Source organism: Mycobacterium sp. IS-1742 (assembly GCF_001500125.1).
Classification (GTDB): domain Bacteria; phylum Actinomycetota; class Actinomycetes; order Mycobacteriales; family Mycobacteriaceae; genus Mycobacterium.
Genome location: NZ_LQIV01000012.1, coordinates 169,848 through 184,203, shown reverse-complemented (window position 1 = coordinate 184,203; position 14,356 = coordinate 169,848). Strand labels below are relative to the sequence as shown.

Sequence of the window (14,356 nt, the reverse complement as noted above, 5' to 3'; positions counted from 1 at the left end):
ATGAGGATCAGTGTCTTCGGTACGGGGTACCTGGGGGCCGTTCATGCGACGTGCATGGCCCACCTCGGCCACGACGTCGTGGCCTACGACACCGATGAATCGAAGATCGCGACGCTGGCCGCGGGCCGTTCACCGTTCTTCGAGCCGGGGCTCGAGGATCTGCTCGCCGAGGTGCTCGCGACCGGGCGGCTGCGGTTCACCGATTCGGCCGAGGAGGCGGCGTCCGGTGCAGCGGTGCACTTCATCTGCGTCGGCACTCCACAACAGCCGGACTCCGACGCCGCCGACGTGCGGTACGTCGACAGTGCCGTGCGGACCGTCGCGATGCACGCCGACTGCGACGGGCTGATCGTCGGCAAGTCCACCGTGCCGGTCGGCACGGCGCAGCGATTGGGCCGGGACCTCGCCGACCTGAACTCCGAGCACCGCCTCGAAGTCGCCTGGAACCCGGAGTTCCTCCGCGAGGGCAAGGCGATCGAGGACACCCTGCGGCCCGATCGCCTCGTCTTCGGTGTGACGTCGGAGTACGCGGAGAAGGTTCTGCTCGAGGTCTACCGGCACGTGGTCGACAACGGGACACCGCACCTGACGGCGGATCTGGCCACCGCGGAGATGGTCAAGGTGGCGGCCAATTCGTTTCTCGCCACCAAGATCTCGTTCATCAATGCGATGGCCGAGGTCTGCGAGGCGGTGGACGCCGACGTGGTGCTGCTCAGCGAGGCACTGGGTTACGACGACCGGATCGGCCGCCGGTTCCTCAACGCCGGCCTCGGGTTCGGCGGGGGATGCCTGCCCAAGGACATCCGCGCCTTCAGCGCCAGGGCGGGTGAACTCGGGGCTTCAGCCGCGCTGACCTTCCTGCACGAGGTCGACAAGATCAACTTCCGCAGGCGCGAGAAGGCGGTGTCGGTGGCCGGCGCCCTGGTCGGCGGAGAGTTCCTCGGACGCAACATCGCGGTCCTCGGTGCGGCGTTCAAACCGAACAGCGACGACGTCCGAGACTCACCGGCGCTGAACGTGGCGGCCGCGATGCACCTCAAGGGCGCCAATGTCCGGGTCCACGATCCGAAGGCGATCCCCAACGCACGGGCCCGGTTCCCCACCCTGACGTACTGCGCGGACCTCGAAGAGGCCTGCCGCAACGTCGACCTGATCGTCCTGGCCACCGAATGGGACGAGTACCGGGCGATCGACCCGGTGGCCTTCCGCTCGCTCGTCCGTTCGCCCCGCCTGCTGGACACCCGCAATGCCGTCGACCGCGAATACTGGTCGAACGCGGGGTGGCAGGTGTACGCGCTGGGCCGGGGCGCCCTGAATGTCTGAGGAGTCGTCACCCATGAGCACATCGGTCGAGGTCATCATCCCGGTCCGCAACATGGCCCACCACCTGCCCAAGGTGCTGACGCCCTTGCGCGCGCAGTTCACCGGCGACGACGTCGTCACGGTGATCGATGACGCCTCGACCGACGGCACCGGTGAGGTCGCGCGGTCGCTCGGGGCAAAGGTCGTCGACCTCGCCGAGAGTCGCGGTCCGTACTACGCCCGCCAGATCGTCGCACGCCGGTCCACCGCGGACATCCTGCTCTTCATCGACGGGCGGTGCCGTCCGCTGCCCGGACTGCTCGACGCGCACCGGGAACTGCAGTCACGTCCGGGTGTGGCGTTGTCCTGCACCGACGTTCGGACACTGTCGGGTCCGACGCTGGCCGCACGCGTCGCCGCCCTGCTTCAGCCTTTCAGCGTGCCGACCCGCGGCGCGGTCCCCGGTAAGCCGCCGTACTATCCCACCGCCAACCTCGGGATCGACAGGGCCGCTTTCGAATCGGTCGGCGGGTTCCGTGCCATGCGCAGCGGGGGCGACGCGGACATCTGCTGGCGGATCCAGGAGCAGGGCCTGGGCACCATGGCCGTCGACCCCCGGATCCTGATGGAGTGGGAGCCGAGGGACAGTGTCCGGGAACTGGCCAGGCAGTGGAAACGCTACGGGCGTGGCACCGCGTACCTGAGATGGGCGTACCGCACCGATCCGGCCGCACAGGCGGCGGCGAAACCGCCACTGAAGTCGACGATCTCGTCGCTGCGGCCCAGGCTGGGTGAACTCCGGACCGAACTGCGGAAGTCCCCGGCACAGATCCTCGCGGGTACGGCGATCAACGTCATGTTCCAGTACGGCTATCACGCCGAGAAGCGCAAGCGCGCCGAGTTCACCATGCCGAAGACCTACGATCTGACGTCGACATAGCGGGGCCGCTCAGCCCTCCGAACCGGCTGCCGAGCGGTAACCGCGGATGGCCAGCGGCCCGAACACGCACGTGAGGCCGACGAGCCACACCGCGGTGAGCAGCAACGGCGACCACGCCGGTTCCCCTTGTGCGAGAGCCCTCATCGCGTCGATGGTCGGCGTCATCGGCTGATATTCGACGATCGGACGGACGAAGACGGGTATGCGCTCCACGGGCGCGACGCCGGCGAACACCAGACCGATCGTTCCGGTGCTCAGCCACGTGAGCATGGCGCGACTCTCGGCCCGCACCGCGATCGTGATCACCACCAGGGTGTAGACGATCACGACCAGCACGGGGATGACGAGGAACACGGTCAACGCGAGCCAGTTGCCCTGGAACCGGAAGCCGAGTGCCGCACCCACCCCGGTGATGAGCGCGGTGCCGGCGACGGTGCGGCCCGCCTCGGCGAGCAACGTGCCACTCAGCGGGCTCGCCCGGTGCACCGGCATCACCCAGATCCGGCTCAGCAGACCGGTATCGCGCTCCTTCGGTACCGTCAGCGCCGATCCGATCGCACCGGACATGGCCCCGGCGACCGCGCACAGCGCCACGAGCGCGTCCATGCTGTCGGTTCCGGTGATCCGCGTCATCGACTTGCTGACGAGAAGGCTGTAGATGATCAGCAGCACGGTGGGGAACAGCAGGGCCTGGATGGGCACGATGGGGTAGCGCCGCCAATGGGTGAACAGCCGCCCGGCGAAGACCATGCTCTCCGTCGCGAACGAGTGGTTGAGCCGCGCTTCGGTGCTCATCGGGTCCGCCTCTGCATCCGGATCGCCACCGCGCCGAACAGGAGCAGTAGACCCAGACACCACGCCAGGGTCGTCGCGAGATTGGGCCCGCTGACATGACCCTGGGTGAATCCGCGCAGCGTCTCGGTCACCTGTGAGATCGGTTGGTAGCGAACGAAAGGCTGCAGCCAGCCGGGAAACGCCTCCACCGGCGCCATACCGGTGGACAGCAGCACGAGGAGCAGCTGCGGCACGAGGAGGAGCTGGCTGGCCACTTCGGTGCGTTGTGCCCGGGTCCCGGTGGCGTCCGCGCCGAGCGACAGGGCAAGTGTGAGCGTCAGCGCGAGCACGACGAAGGCGACGCCGTAGAGCAGCCCACCGGTCATCTCGAAACCGAAGAAATAAGCGGTGGCGAATGCGGCGGCCACCGCGAAAGCGCCCCGGATGAGGCAGTAGATCATCCGCGCGGTCAACGGCGCCAGCACCGACATCGGCAGGGTGCGCAGTCTGACCCCGAAACCCGTCATCTGTTCCTGCGCTGCACGATCCGTCGTGGTCAGGGCGCCGAACAGCATGGCCTGGACGACCACCGCGGGCAGGACGTACTGCGTGTAGTTCATCCCGCCGGTGTCGATGACGTTGCGCAGCGCCAGGGTGAACCCGATGAGCGTGACCACCGGGGCGACGATCGCGAACAGCAGGTCCAGATCGCGCGTCGCGCGGATGATCACGCGTTCGGTGAGGGCGACGAGCGCGGTCATGTGGTCACGGTCGGCACGGTGAGATGCATGAACACCTCGTCGAGCGACGGCTTGCGCAGCGAGATGTCGATCAGCTCAACGCCCAGTTGATCGATGCGCCGGAACACATCTGCGAACGTCGTGACGTGGTCGGGGGCCGGAACCGACACCGTGTTCGCCTCCGCATCGACCTCGACGCCCTCGAGATCGGACAGTGCGGCGGCCGTCCGGTCGAGGTCCGCGGGATTGGCGAGCGTCACCTGGCAGTAGCTGAACCCGACACGGCGTTTCAGATCGTCGGCGGTCCCGCTGGCGACCACCCGGCCCGAGTTGAGGATGACGATCGAATCGCTCAGCACGTCGGCCTCTTCCAGGTACTGCGTGGTGAGCAGCACGGTGACGTCCTGCGCCGCGAGCGAGGACACCAGGTTCCACACGTCGCGGCGGCTACGCGGGTCGAGGCCGGTCGTCGGCTCGTCGAGGAACAGCACCTTCGGCGACACGACCAGGGCGACCGCGATGTCGATCCGGCGACGCATCCCGCCGGAGTAGGTCTGCACGCGGCGATCCCGCGCGTGCTGCATGTCGAACTGCTCGATGAGCTCGTCGGCCCGGCGGCGGGCGTCCTTGCGGCGCATACCGCGAAGCCGCCCGAACAGAACGAGGTTCTCCCAGCCGGTGAGCCGCAGATCCAGTGCCGCGTCCTGTCCGGTGACGCCGATGCTCTCACGCACCTTGGCGGCCTCACGGACGACGTCGTATCCGGCCACGATCGCCTCCCCGCGGGTCGGCTGGACCAGGGTGGACAGGATGTTGACGGTGGTCGTCTTACCGGCGCCGTTGTGGCCGAGCAGGGCGCAGATGGAGCCGGTCGGAACTGAAAAGCTCACATCCTGCAACGCGGGAACCTGGCCCGCGAAGGTCTTTGCGAGACCTCTCAGTTCAATCACGGATTCATATGTTACAGGGGGAGTGCAGGCTCGTTCGTCCGCCGCAGTGTCCGCCATGAGCGTTGTACGCCAAGCGAAATGGCGTCGAAGCCGCTGCGGGCCAGGCGTTCTCGATCATCGGATGTGTTGCTGCGCAGCGCCGAATCGTCCATCGACCCACTGCGACGCATCGTTGCCGCATCCGCGGCCGTCGCTGAGATCCCGTTCTGGCGCACCGTTTGTCGTGGCGGCACGTTCGGCGGTCTGCCCGGCGCGGGCCGAATTCCGGCACTATAGGCTGGACTTCCGTACCGCCGAGACGACCGAGGATGGCGTGAGCACCAATCGCGAGCGGCTGCCGATCGTGGCGGCGATCCCGAACTACAACATGGGCGGCCACCTCCGTCGCCTCCTGCCGCAGGTGTTGGAGCAGGGCTACGACCACGTGTTCGTGCTCGACGACGCCTCGACCGACGACAGCGTCGACGTGGTCGGCGGCTTCGGCGACGCGGTCACCATGGTGCGCAGCGGCGCCAACCAGGGCGCGGGGGCCAACCGCAACCAGATCATCGGCCAGGTCGACGACGCAACCGTCATCCACTTCATCGACGCCGACATGGACATCGCCACACCCCGTGCCGCGACGGTGGGGCGTGAGCTGTTCGCCCGGTACGCGGCGCAGGGCGTCGGCGCGATCGGCGGTCTGGTCCGCCGGGCCGACGGCAGTCAGGAGCCGTTCAACTACGGCCCGGTGTTCTCCCTGCGGACCAACGTCACCTCGTTCCCCTGGATGGTGGACCGCATCCGGCACCGCCCGCGGATGGTCGAGATCTTCCGCCGCACCGGTATGCCCGGCACCAAGCACTGGCCGAACATCCTGGAGACCCCGCAGCCGACGGAGACCTACTGGTTGCACGAGGGCAACATGCTCATCGACGCAGGCGCATTCCGTGCCGTCGGCGGCTACGACCCGAAGTTCCGGTCACACGAGGCGCAGGATCTCGCGATCCGGCTGCACCGGATCGGGGTGAAGCGGCGCTTCGAGCCGAGCTTGGAGACCGTGCACCACTACATCGACGTTCGGGGCAAGAACCGGAGCAGGTACGAGCGGGAGGCCGTCCGGTACATGATCCGCAAACACGGTCTGGTCCGGTTCCTCACCGACCACTGAGGTGGTGCCGCCTCAGGCGTCGAGCCGGGTGAACGCACCCTCGCGGTACAACTCGGCGCAGGACGCCCGACGCACCTTGCCGCTCGTGGTGATCGGGATCGAGCCGCGCGGCACGAGCACCAGGTCGGCGGCGCTGATCCCGTGCGCGGTGGAGATCGCGCTGGTCACCCGGTTCTTCAGGTCCGCGAAGTACGCGGCCACGTCCTCCTCGGTGTCCCCGCGCTTCCTGACTTCGACGATGGCGACCAGCTGCTCGGTCCGGTCCTGTTCGACGGAGATGGCGGCGACCCGGCCGCCGGAGATCTCCTGGATCGTGCCCTCGATGTCGTCCGGATAGTGGTTGCGGCCGCGCACGATCAACAGATCCTTCAGGCGGCCCATGATGAACAGCTCGTCGTCGGAGATGAAGCCGAGGTCACCGGTGCGCAGCCACGGTCCCGCGTCGGTGCCGGGCGACGGGGAGTCGAGGAAGGCGTTGAACACCTCCTCGGTCTGTTCGGGCTTGTTCCAGTAACCCAGGCAGACGTTCTCACCGCGCACCCAGATCTCGCCGATCGCACCCGCGGACAACTCCCGGCGGGTCTGCGGGTCGACGATGCGGACCGCGGGCGAATCGGGGCTGCCGTAGCTGACCAGCGGGGTGCCCGTCTCGGTACGTTTGGCGTGACCGGCCGACAGTTTCTCCGGTTCGAAGTGCACGATGGTCGGCGGTTTGCCGGGGGAGTTCGTCGCGACGTAGAGCGTGGCCTCGGCCAGCCCGTACGCCGGGCGCAGCACCTCCTCGGGCAGGTTGAACTTGCGGAAGCGCTGCGCGAAACGCCTCAGGGTGGCGTCGTGCACGCGTTCGCTGCCGCTGATGATGATGCAGGTGTCGCCGAGGTCGTACCCGGCCATGTCGTCGTCGGAGGTCTTGCCGACCGCCAGTTCGAAGGCGAAGTTCGGCCCCGCGGTGATCGCGAGCGGGCTGCTCGCCACCATCTGCATCCACCGCGCCGGGCGGGCCAGGAACGAGAGCGGGGTGGTGAACACCGTCGGCCAGCCGGCCAGGATCGGGGCGAACACCCCGAGGAGCAGGCCCATGTCGTGGTAGAAGGGCAGCCACGTCACCGCCGTGGTCCCCGGTGGGGCGATCCCGCCGTAGTGGGCCAGGAACGAGGCCATGATCTGCTCGAAGTTGGCCGACAGGTTCCGGTAGGACACCATGACGCCCGCAGGCGTACGGGTGGACCCCGAGGTGTACTGCAGGTAGGCGGTCTCGGGTCGCTGCACGCGGCGCGCCGCCGACTTCCGCCTGCTCTCCAGATCCAGCAGGTCGACCTCGATCAGCGCCGCCGCGGTCTCCCCGTCCTCCGGCGTCACGTACTCGGTGACCATCGCGCCGATGGAGGACGTCGTCAGCACCACTGTGGGGGCGGCGTCCCGCAGCACCGCGCTGATGCGTTCGTCGTGCACCCCGGGCATGGGCGTCGACAGCGGCACCGCGATGAGGCCGGCCTGCAGGGAGCCCAGGAAGGCGACCAGATAGTCCAGGCCCTGCGGTGCGACGATCACCACCCGGTCGCCGGGTTGCGCGCGCTCGCTCAGCTCGTGCGCCAGGTTCACCGTGCGGCGGTACAGTTGCGCCCACGTGAGCGTCTCGCGGACGCCTTCGACGGCCTTCTCGTAGTCGATGAACGTGAACGCCGTGTCGTTGGGCTGCAGACTTGCGCGTTCCCGCAGCACGGTGGGAAGTGATGACGCAGTCATAGCGGGCCCTTCGTCCTTGCCTAGCGAACAATGCAGTCGAGCATAAGGCAACCGTTGCCCAAAACGCGCATTCGTCGGCGGAGCCGAAATGCGGTGTGAGCGCGGTGGATGCGCCGGCCGGGCCCGGCCTTCCTACCTTCCGAAACGCCTGAAAACGGTTGCTGTCTCAGCGCCGTTCAGCGACGTGCGCCGGTGAACCACTTCGTCTTGATCCGCCAGGAGTGTGCGGAGGCGAGAGCAAAGCCGGCCCCGCAGCAACAGGCGAACACCCAGACCAGCGTGCCGCCTTCGATGGCCTGCAGCCAGGGCACGTAGGCGGTGGCGATGCGGATCGCGCAGGCGGTGATGCCGAACGCGGACGCGATCAGGTAGATGTTGGCGATGCGCCGGGACCTCGGGTCCTTGCGCAGCACCATCAACGCCCGGGCGCCGTAGCCGAGCAGGTAGATCAACATGCCGCAGAGCATCAGCCAGTACGCGCTGAGCCAGAAGTCGGTGGGTGTCTTGAAGAAGTCCGCCCGGTAGACGTCGGCGCCGTTGCCCGCGGAGAACGCGGCCAGCAGCAGGGGGATGCACAAGGTGGCCGGGAGTTCGACGTACCGCTTGAACGACGTCTGCATGGCGTGGTCGTCCTGCAGGCGGCCCAGCGTGTTGTAGACGACTGCGGAGGCCGCCACGATGTAGAGGTCGTGGGCGATGTAGTCCTCGAGGTTCCACTTGCCGGTGAGGTCGTGGAGCAGGTGGCCGAGGGTCTCGGACGCCACCGGGGACATCAGCACGACCGCGCCCAACTGCAGCGCGATGTTCAGCGTCGCGGCAACTTCCCAGCGGCAACTCCAGGTCACCCGGCGGATCCACAGACTCCACGCCATGCAGCCAACCGTGATGGCAATGAGTACCGCGAGTGTCATCGGGAGTCGCTCTCGTGCTGAATCACTTTCAGCAAATTGTACGACCTACAGCGGCGGAGCGTCAGGACGCGGCGACAATTCCGACAGTTTGGGCCTGCGCCGTGTCGTCGGAGCGGCCTCGGCAACGGTGGTCACGGTGAAGGGCGCCGATTCGACGTAGTGCCACACTTCCTGCCGGCTCATCAGGCCGAACCGGATCTGGAGGTCCGGGTAGCTCAGCGCGAACCGGTCCGCGACGCGTCGTAGCTCTTCAGCGTCGGGATAATTGTGCTCTTTGATCCTGCGGTAATACGTACTGCTGGAGATGCCCAGCGCGTCGTAGATCGCCTTGGCCTCCACGTCGCCGTCGAGCAGATAGTCGAGCAACGCTTTGAGCTGTCTGCCGTTCTCGTCAGTGCGTGGCATCCATCCACGATAACCGGTGTTCCCGGCATTGGGCAGTGGCAACCGCCAATCGGATGGCTCTGCCCTTATTGACACGGCCGTCACAGTTTTGGCAGTGGTCTCCCAATTCTGGGACACACCGCGTAGCGTGGTCACCATGGTTGCTCCCCACCTGGCTAAACCGCACGACCTCGCGGCGGACGTCGCGGCGTCCGCCCTGCGCATGCGTGTCACCGATCGCGACGCACCGCTGGGAGCGCGTCCCGGCAACCCGGTCCGCCTCTCGGCGCCGCTCGACACGGTGCTGACCCTGGAACTCGACGGAGCCGCATTCGCGCTCGGTCTGGCGGCCGACGAACTACTGCTCGCGGCGTTGGGCCGCACCGTCGCGCGCACCATGGGCGAAGGCGTCGTCGCCGTCGATGTGGTCCGCGACGGCCGCTCGGTACCGGCGCTGGTCGATCTGCACTGCGTCGGTGAAGGAGAGCTCGACGCGACCGAGATGGTGCTCATGGCGCACCACGCGCTGACCGACGTGCCCGCCGGCCGTCTCGGCGGCTTCTTCGGCGACCGCGAACCCGCCGCGGAAATCTTCTTCCACTACATCGGCACCACGCCGGCGCGCGGGACCGAGCCGCCGCTGCTCGGCCACGCCCTGGAGGTTCGCGCCTACCGCGACCGCGGTGTGATGCAGGTGGACTGGTGGTTCGACAGCCAGCGGTTCGACCGCGCCACCGTGCAGGAGCTCGCGGAACAGTTTCCGTTCGCGCTCATCGGGCTGACCTCGGAAGCGATGCCGTCGGCGTAGCCGCTAGAATCGCTGTTCAGCGGCACTGATCCGGCCATCACCGGGGAGCCTCCGGAAGAACGGTCACCTCGCGTGGCCCAGTAGACCCGGACGGGTGGGCCCGTCACAGCCTCAATCAAGCGGCGCACACCGGAGTGCGCAAGCGGGGTGGTACCGCGGCGCTCGCGCAACGGCGTGACGTCGTCCCCGTGCCGGATCGTCCGTGGCTTCCGAGGCCGGAGGCCGCAATCAGGCACAGGAGACATCGCGAGTGACCGCCTACCCCAAACCGGCCAGTGGAGCGCCGAACTTCCCCGAGCTGGAAGCCGACGTCCTGGGTTACTGGGACAGCGACGACACCTTCCGCGCCAGCATCGCCGGTCGCGGCGGGGCCCCCGAGTACGTCTTCTACGACGGGCCGCCCTTCGCGAACGGGCTCCCGCACTACGGCCACCTGCTGACCGGCTACGTCAAGGACATCGTTCCGCGCTACCGCACCATGCGCGGCTACAAGGTGGAGCGCCGCTTCGGCTGGGACACTCACGGCCTGCCCGCCGAACTCGAGGTGCAGCGCCAACTCGGCATCACCGACAAAGCCGACATCGACGCGATGGGCATCGAGAAATTCAACGACGCGTGCCGCGCCTCGGTGCTCAAGTACACCGACGAGTGGCGCAGCTACGTCACCCGCCAGGCCCGGTGGGTCGACTTCGACAACGACTACAAGACGCTGGATCTCGGCTTCATGGAGTCGGTGATCTGGGCGTTCAGACAACTGTGGGACAAGGGACTGGCCTACCAGGGGGTGCGGGTGCTCCCGTACTGCTGGAACGACGAGACGCCGCTGTCCAGCCACGAATTGCGGATGGACGACGACGTCTACCAGAGCAGGCAGGACCCGGCGATCACCGTCGGCCTGCGCGTGGTCGACGGCCCGCTGGCCGGATCGCACCTGCTGGTGTGGACGACGACGCCGTGGACGCTGCCGTCGAACCAGGCCGTCGCGGTCCACCCCGATGTGACCTACGTGCAGGTCGCGGCCGGGGAGGGGCGGCGTTACGTGCTGGCCGAGGCCCGGCTGGCCGCCTACGCCCGCGAACTCGGCGAAGAGCCCGAGGTGCTGGCCACCGTCACCGGCGGTGAACTGCTCGGCACCCGCTACCTGCCGCCGTTCCCGTACTTCACCGCAAAGCCCGAGGCGCACAACGCGTGGCAGGTGCTGCGCGGTGATTTCGTCACCACCGAGGACGGCACCGGCATCGTCCACATGGCGCCTGCGTACGGCGAGGACGACAAGGCGACCACCGACACCGTCGGCATCACGCCCGTCACCCCGGTCGACTCCAAGGGCAGGTTCGACGCGAGCGTGCCGGACTACCGGGGCCAACATGTCTTCGACGCCAACCCGCAGATCATCCGCGACCTCAAGAACGGCACCGGGTCGGCCGGCGACAACGGTGCGGTGCTGGTGCGGCACGAGACCTACGAACACTCCTATCCGCACTGCTGGCGCTGCCGCAATCCGCTGATCTACCGGGCGGTGTCGTCCTGGTTCATCAAGGTCACCGAGTTCCGGGACCGCATGGTCGAACTCAACCAGGAGATCACCTGGTACCCCGAACACGTCAAGGACGGTCAGTTCGGCAAGTGGCTGCAGGGCGCACGAGACTGGTCGATCTCGCGAAACCGCTACTGGGGCACACCGATTCCGGTGTGGATGTCCGACGACCCGCAGTACCCGAGGATCGACGTGTACGGCAGCCTCGACGAACTCGAACGCGATTTCGGGGTGCGGCCCACCAACCTGCACCGCCCCTACATCGACGAACTCACCCGGCCCAATCCCGATGACCCGACGGGCAAGTCGACGATGCGGCGTATCGAGGACGTCCTCGACGTGTGGTTCGACTCCGGATCGATGCCGTACGCCCAGGTTCACTATCCGTTCGAGAACGCCGACTGGTTCGACGGGTCGGGTGGCGAAGAGCCGCACTTCCCGGGCGACTTCATCGTCGAGTACATCGGCCAGACGCGCGGCTGGTTCTACACCCTGCACGTGCTGGCGACCGCGCTGTTCGACCGGCCCGCCTTCAAGACGTGTGTGTCCCACGGGATCGTGCTCGGCAACGACGGCCAGAAGATGAGCAAGTCGCTGCGAAACTATCCCGACGTCACCGAGGTGTTCGACCGCGACGGTTCGGACGCGATGCGCTGGTTCCTGATGGCCTCGCCGATCCTGCGCGGCGGCAACCTGATCGTCACCGAACAGGGCATCCGCGAGGGCGTGCGGCAGGTGTTGCTGCCGCTGTGGAACGCCTATACGTTCCTGGCGCTCTACGCGCCGCAGAAGGGCACCTGGCGCACCGACTCCTCGCACGTGCTCGACCGGTACATCCTGGCCAAGCTGGCGCAGCTGCGCGATGACCTGACCGAGTCGCTGGACGTCTGTGACATCTCGGGGGCGTGCGATCAGCTGCGGCAGTTCACCGAGGCGCTGACGAACTGGTATGTGCGCCGGTCACGTTCGCGGTTCTGGGAGGAGGATCGCGACGCGATCGACACGTTGCACACCGTGCTCGAGGTGACGGGGCGGCTGGCGGCGCCACTGCTGCCGCTGATCACCGAGGTGATCTGGCGCGGGATCACCGGGGAGCGCTCCGTGCACCTGACCGACTGGCCCTCGGCCGACGAGCTGCCGAAGGACCCGGCGCTGGTCGCCGCGATGGACCAGGTCCGGTCGGTGTGCTCGACCGCCTCCTCGCTGCGGAAGGCGAAGAAGCTCCGGGTTCGGCTTCCGCTGCCGAAACTCACTGTCGCGGTAGATGATCCGGCGCAGCTCGAACCGTTCGCCGACCTGATCGCCGACGAGCTCAACGTGAAGACGGTCGACCTCACCGACGACATCGACACCTACGGCCGGTTCGAGCTCACGGTGAACGCCCGCGTGGCCGGTCCTCGGTTGGGCAAGGACGTGCAGGCGGCGATCAAGGCGGTCAAGGCGGGCGAGGGGGTCGTCAACCCGGACGGCACGCTGACCGCCGGGCCCGCGGTGCTCCAGCCCGCGGAGTACTCGTCGAAGCTCGTCGCCGCCGACCCCGAGTTCACTGCCGCTCTGCCCGACGGCGCCGTGCTGGTGGTGCTCGACGGCACGGTCACGCCGGAACTCGAGGCCGAAGGCTGGGCCAAGGACCGGATCCGGGAACTGCAGGAACTGCGCAAGTCCAGCGGCCTGGACGTCTCGGACCGAATCAGCGTGGTGATGTCGGTGCCGCAGACCCACGAGGAGTGGGCACACGCGCACCGTGACCTGATCGCCGGTGAGATCCTCGCGACCGCGTTCGAGTTCGGCGAGCCGGCCGACGGGGCCGAGATCGGGGACGGGGTGCGGGTCGCGATCGCCAAGGCGTGATCAGCGGCGCGGCGCCGCCCCCACGACGAAGCTGACCGTGGTGGCGGTGCTGCCGCCGATGTTGAGGGTGCCGAAGCGGGCGGCACCGTCGACCTGGTAGTCGCCTGCGGTGCCGCTGACCTGCTTGGCCGCGTCGACGAGCATCCGGACGCCGGTGGCGCCGACGGGGTGGCCGCCGCCGATGAGCCCGCCGCCGGGGTTGATCGGCACCCGTCCGCCGATGGCGATGTCCCCGCCCTCGACGGCCTGCCAGGATGCGCCGGGCCCGGTCAGCCCGATGTGGTCGATCGCGAGGTACTCGCTGGGCGTGAAGCAGTCGTGCACCTCGAAGCCGTCCACGGCCTCGAGCGCGACACCGGCCCTGCCGAACGCGTCCTGCACCGCGTCCCGCACATGGGGGAGTACGTACGGTGACTCCGGGCCCCGCCCGAGTTTCTGCGCCAGCCCGAGCCCGACGGTGCGGTGTCCCCAGCCCTCGATGCGCGCCAGCGGTCTCGCGTCCGGGTGGGCGCGCAGGTAGTCGTCGGTGACCAGGACCAGGCCCGCGCCGCCGTCGGTGAGCTGGCTGCAGTCGTACCGCCGCAGCCGGCCCTCCACCGCCGGGTTGCGCTCGTCGTCGGCCTCGGCGAGATGCGGGACCGACCAGTCGCGGGTCTGGGCGTTGGGGTTGCGACGGGCGTTGCCGTAGTTCAGTTCGGCAATGGCCCGCAGATGCGCCTCGTCGAGCCCGTAGCGCCGGTCGTACTCGTCGGCGATCGTCGAAAAGGTCTGCGCCCAGATGTTTTTCGTATCTGCGCCCTCGTGGCCGGCCCACGCGGCGGCGGCCAGGTGCGCCGCGCCGACCGGACCCGGGACGGTCTTCTCCAACTCCACACCGGCGACCAGTGCCACGTCGTAGGCGCGGGAGCGCAGGTCGGCGATCGCGGCGAGGGTCGCGACACTGCCGGATGCGCACGCCGCCTCGTGGCGGGTGGCGGGCACCCCCCACAGTTCCGGTTCGACGGTCGCGGGCATCGCCCCGAGATGGCCCTGCGCGGCGAACAGTTCACCGAAGGCGTTGCCGACGTGGACGACCTCGACGGCGCCGGCGGGCATCCGCGCGGAGGTCAGCGTGCACTCGACGACCTCGGCGGTCAGCGCGGCGAAATCGCGGCCCTCACGGGTGAGGTTGCGGGCGAAATCGCTCTGGTAGGCGCCGAGGATCCAGATGTCCTGCATGACGCTCATAGTTCAATTGACAGAGTCACTCTGTCAACTGTAGTT

General features: G+C 68.0%; 12 protein-coding genes. 5 read left to right on the top strand and 7 right to left on the bottom strand.

Translation table 11 applies throughout. From position 1 onward, the window contains the following. Positions 1–1,323, top strand: a complete 1,323-nt coding sequence (locus AU196_RS09430; RefSeq protein ID WP_059094961.1) for a UDP-glucose dehydrogenase family protein — start codon at positions 1–3, stop codon at positions 1,321–1,323. Between the two features lie 13 nt (positions 1,324–1,336). Beyond that, complete coding sequence (locus tag AU196_RS09425) at positions 1,337–2,242, top strand: glycosyltransferase family 2 protein (RefSeq protein ID WP_059094836.1); 906 nt, start codon at positions 1,337–1,339, stop codon at positions 2,240–2,242. A gap of 9 nt (positions 2,243–2,251) precedes the next feature. Here the strand turns inward: AU196_RS09425 and AU196_RS25805 are convergent, their stop codons facing one another. From AU196_RS25805 to AU196_RS09410, 3 genes are read right to left on the bottom strand one after another with little or no spacing between them, the layout of a single operon-like run. After that, positions 2,252–3,037 carry an ABC transporter permease gene (locus AU196_RS25805; protein ID WP_059094835.1) on the bottom strand — a complete coding sequence of 262 codons (786 nt, stop codon included), beginning with the start codon at positions 3,035–3,037 and terminating at the stop codon, positions 2,252–2,254. Then, positions 3,034–3,777 (bottom strand): ABC transporter permease, encoded by a 744-nt coding sequence (locus AU196_RS25800; RefSeq protein ID WP_059094834.1) that lies wholly within the window; start codon positions 3,775–3,777, stop codon positions 3,034–3,036. Before AU196_RS25800 ends, AU196_RS25805 begins: the two co-directional genes overlap by 4 nt. Continuing rightward, positions 3,774–4,706 (bottom strand): daunorubicin/doxorubicin resistance ABC transporter ATP-binding protein DrrA, encoded by a 933-nt coding sequence (locus AU196_RS09410; RefSeq protein ID WP_059094833.1) that lies wholly within the window; start codon positions 4,704–4,706, stop codon positions 3,774–3,776. The genes AU196_RS25800 and AU196_RS09410 overlap by 4 nt, the downstream gene beginning before the upstream one ends. 313 nt (positions 4,707–5,019) lie before the next feature. Here AU196_RS09410 and AU196_RS09405 point away from each other — a divergent pair, with 313 nt between their 5' ends. Continuing rightward, complete coding sequence (locus tag AU196_RS09405; RefSeq protein WP_231737482.1) at positions 5,020–5,856, top strand: glycosyltransferase family 2 protein; 837 nt, start codon at positions 5,020–5,022, stop codon at positions 5,854–5,856. Between the two features lie 12 nt (positions 5,857–5,868). On the opposite strand, the gene AU196_RS09400 is transcribed toward AU196_RS09405, so the two are convergent. The 3 genes from AU196_RS09400 to AU196_RS09390 form a co-directional block, all read right to left on the bottom strand. Beyond that, entirely contained in the window at positions 5,869–7,602 is a 1,734-nt protein-coding gene (locus AU196_RS09400) for an AMP-binding protein (RefSeq protein WP_059094832.1), read from the bottom strand. Between the two features lie 176 nt (positions 7,603–7,778). Beyond that, a complete protein-coding gene (locus tag AU196_RS09395) occupies positions 7,779–8,513 on the bottom strand; it encodes a hypothetical protein (protein WP_059094831.1) in 735 nt (244 codons plus the stop codon). A 45-nt stretch (positions 8,514–8,558) separates the two neighbouring features. Continuing rightward, positions 8,559–8,918, bottom strand: a complete 360-nt coding sequence (locus tag AU196_RS09390) for a hypothetical protein (RefSeq protein WP_059094830.1) — start codon at positions 8,916–8,918, stop codon at positions 8,559–8,561. A 136-nt stretch (positions 8,919–9,054) separates the two neighbouring features. Here AU196_RS09390 and AU196_RS09385 point away from each other — a divergent pair, with 136 nt between their 5' ends. Next, on the top strand, positions 9,055–9,705 hold the full coding sequence (locus AU196_RS09385; RefSeq protein ID WP_059094959.1) for a hypothetical protein: 651 nt from the start codon (positions 9,055–9,057) through the stop codon (positions 9,703–9,705). Positions 9,706–9,955: 250 nt separating this feature from the next. After that, a complete protein-coding gene (ileS, locus tag AU196_RS09380) occupies positions 9,956–13,093 on the top strand; it encodes an isoleucine--tRNA ligase (RefSeq protein WP_059094958.1) in 3,138 nt (1,045 codons plus the stop codon). Here the strand turns inward: ileS and AU196_RS09375 are convergent, their stop codons facing one another. After that, positions 13,094–14,311: an acetyl-CoA acetyltransferase gene (locus AU196_RS09375; protein ID WP_059094957.1), complete on the bottom strand. Its 1,218-nt coding sequence runs from the start codon at positions 14,309–14,311 to the stop codon at positions 13,094–13,096. Positions 14,312–14,356 lie beyond the last annotated feature (45 nt).

What these genes read in the sequence shown, in the direction of transcription:
- AU196_RS09430 (WP_059094961.1), top strand. Translation starts at nt 1, where the DNA reads ATGAGGATCAGTGTCTTCGGTACGGGGTACCTGGGGGCCGTTCATGCG.
- AU196_RS09425 (WP_059094836.1), top strand. Translation starts at nt 1,337, where the DNA reads ATGAGCACATCGGTCGAGGTCATCATCCCGGTCCGCAACATGGCCCAC.
- AU196_RS25805 (WP_059094835.1), bottom strand. Translation starts at nt 3,037, where the DNA reads ATGAGCACCGAAGCGCGGCTCAACCACTCGTTCGCGACGGAGAGCATG.
- AU196_RS25800 (WP_059094834.1), bottom strand. Translation starts at nt 3,777, where the DNA reads ATGACCGCGCTCGTCGCCCTCACCGAACGCGTGATCATCCGCGCGACG.
- AU196_RS09400 (WP_059094832.1), bottom strand. Translation starts at nt 7,602, where the DNA reads ATGACTGCGTCATCACTTCCCACCGTGCTGCGGGAACGCGCAAGTCTG.
- AU196_RS09395 (WP_059094831.1), bottom strand. Translation starts at nt 8,513, where the DNA reads ATGACACTCGCGGTACTCATTGCCATCACGGTTGGCTGCATGGCGTGG.
- AU196_RS09390 (WP_059094830.1), bottom strand. Translation starts at nt 8,918, where the DNA reads ATGCCACGCACTGACGAGAACGGCAGACAGCTCAAAGCGTTGCTCGAC.
- AU196_RS09385 (WP_059094959.1), top strand. Translation starts at nt 9,055, where the DNA reads ATGGTTGCTCCCCACCTGGCTAAACCGCACGACCTCGCGGCGGACGTC.
- AU196_RS09375 (WP_059094957.1), bottom strand. Translation starts at nt 14,311, where the DNA reads ATGCAGGACATCTGGATCCTCGGCGCCTACCAGAGCGATTTCGCCCGC.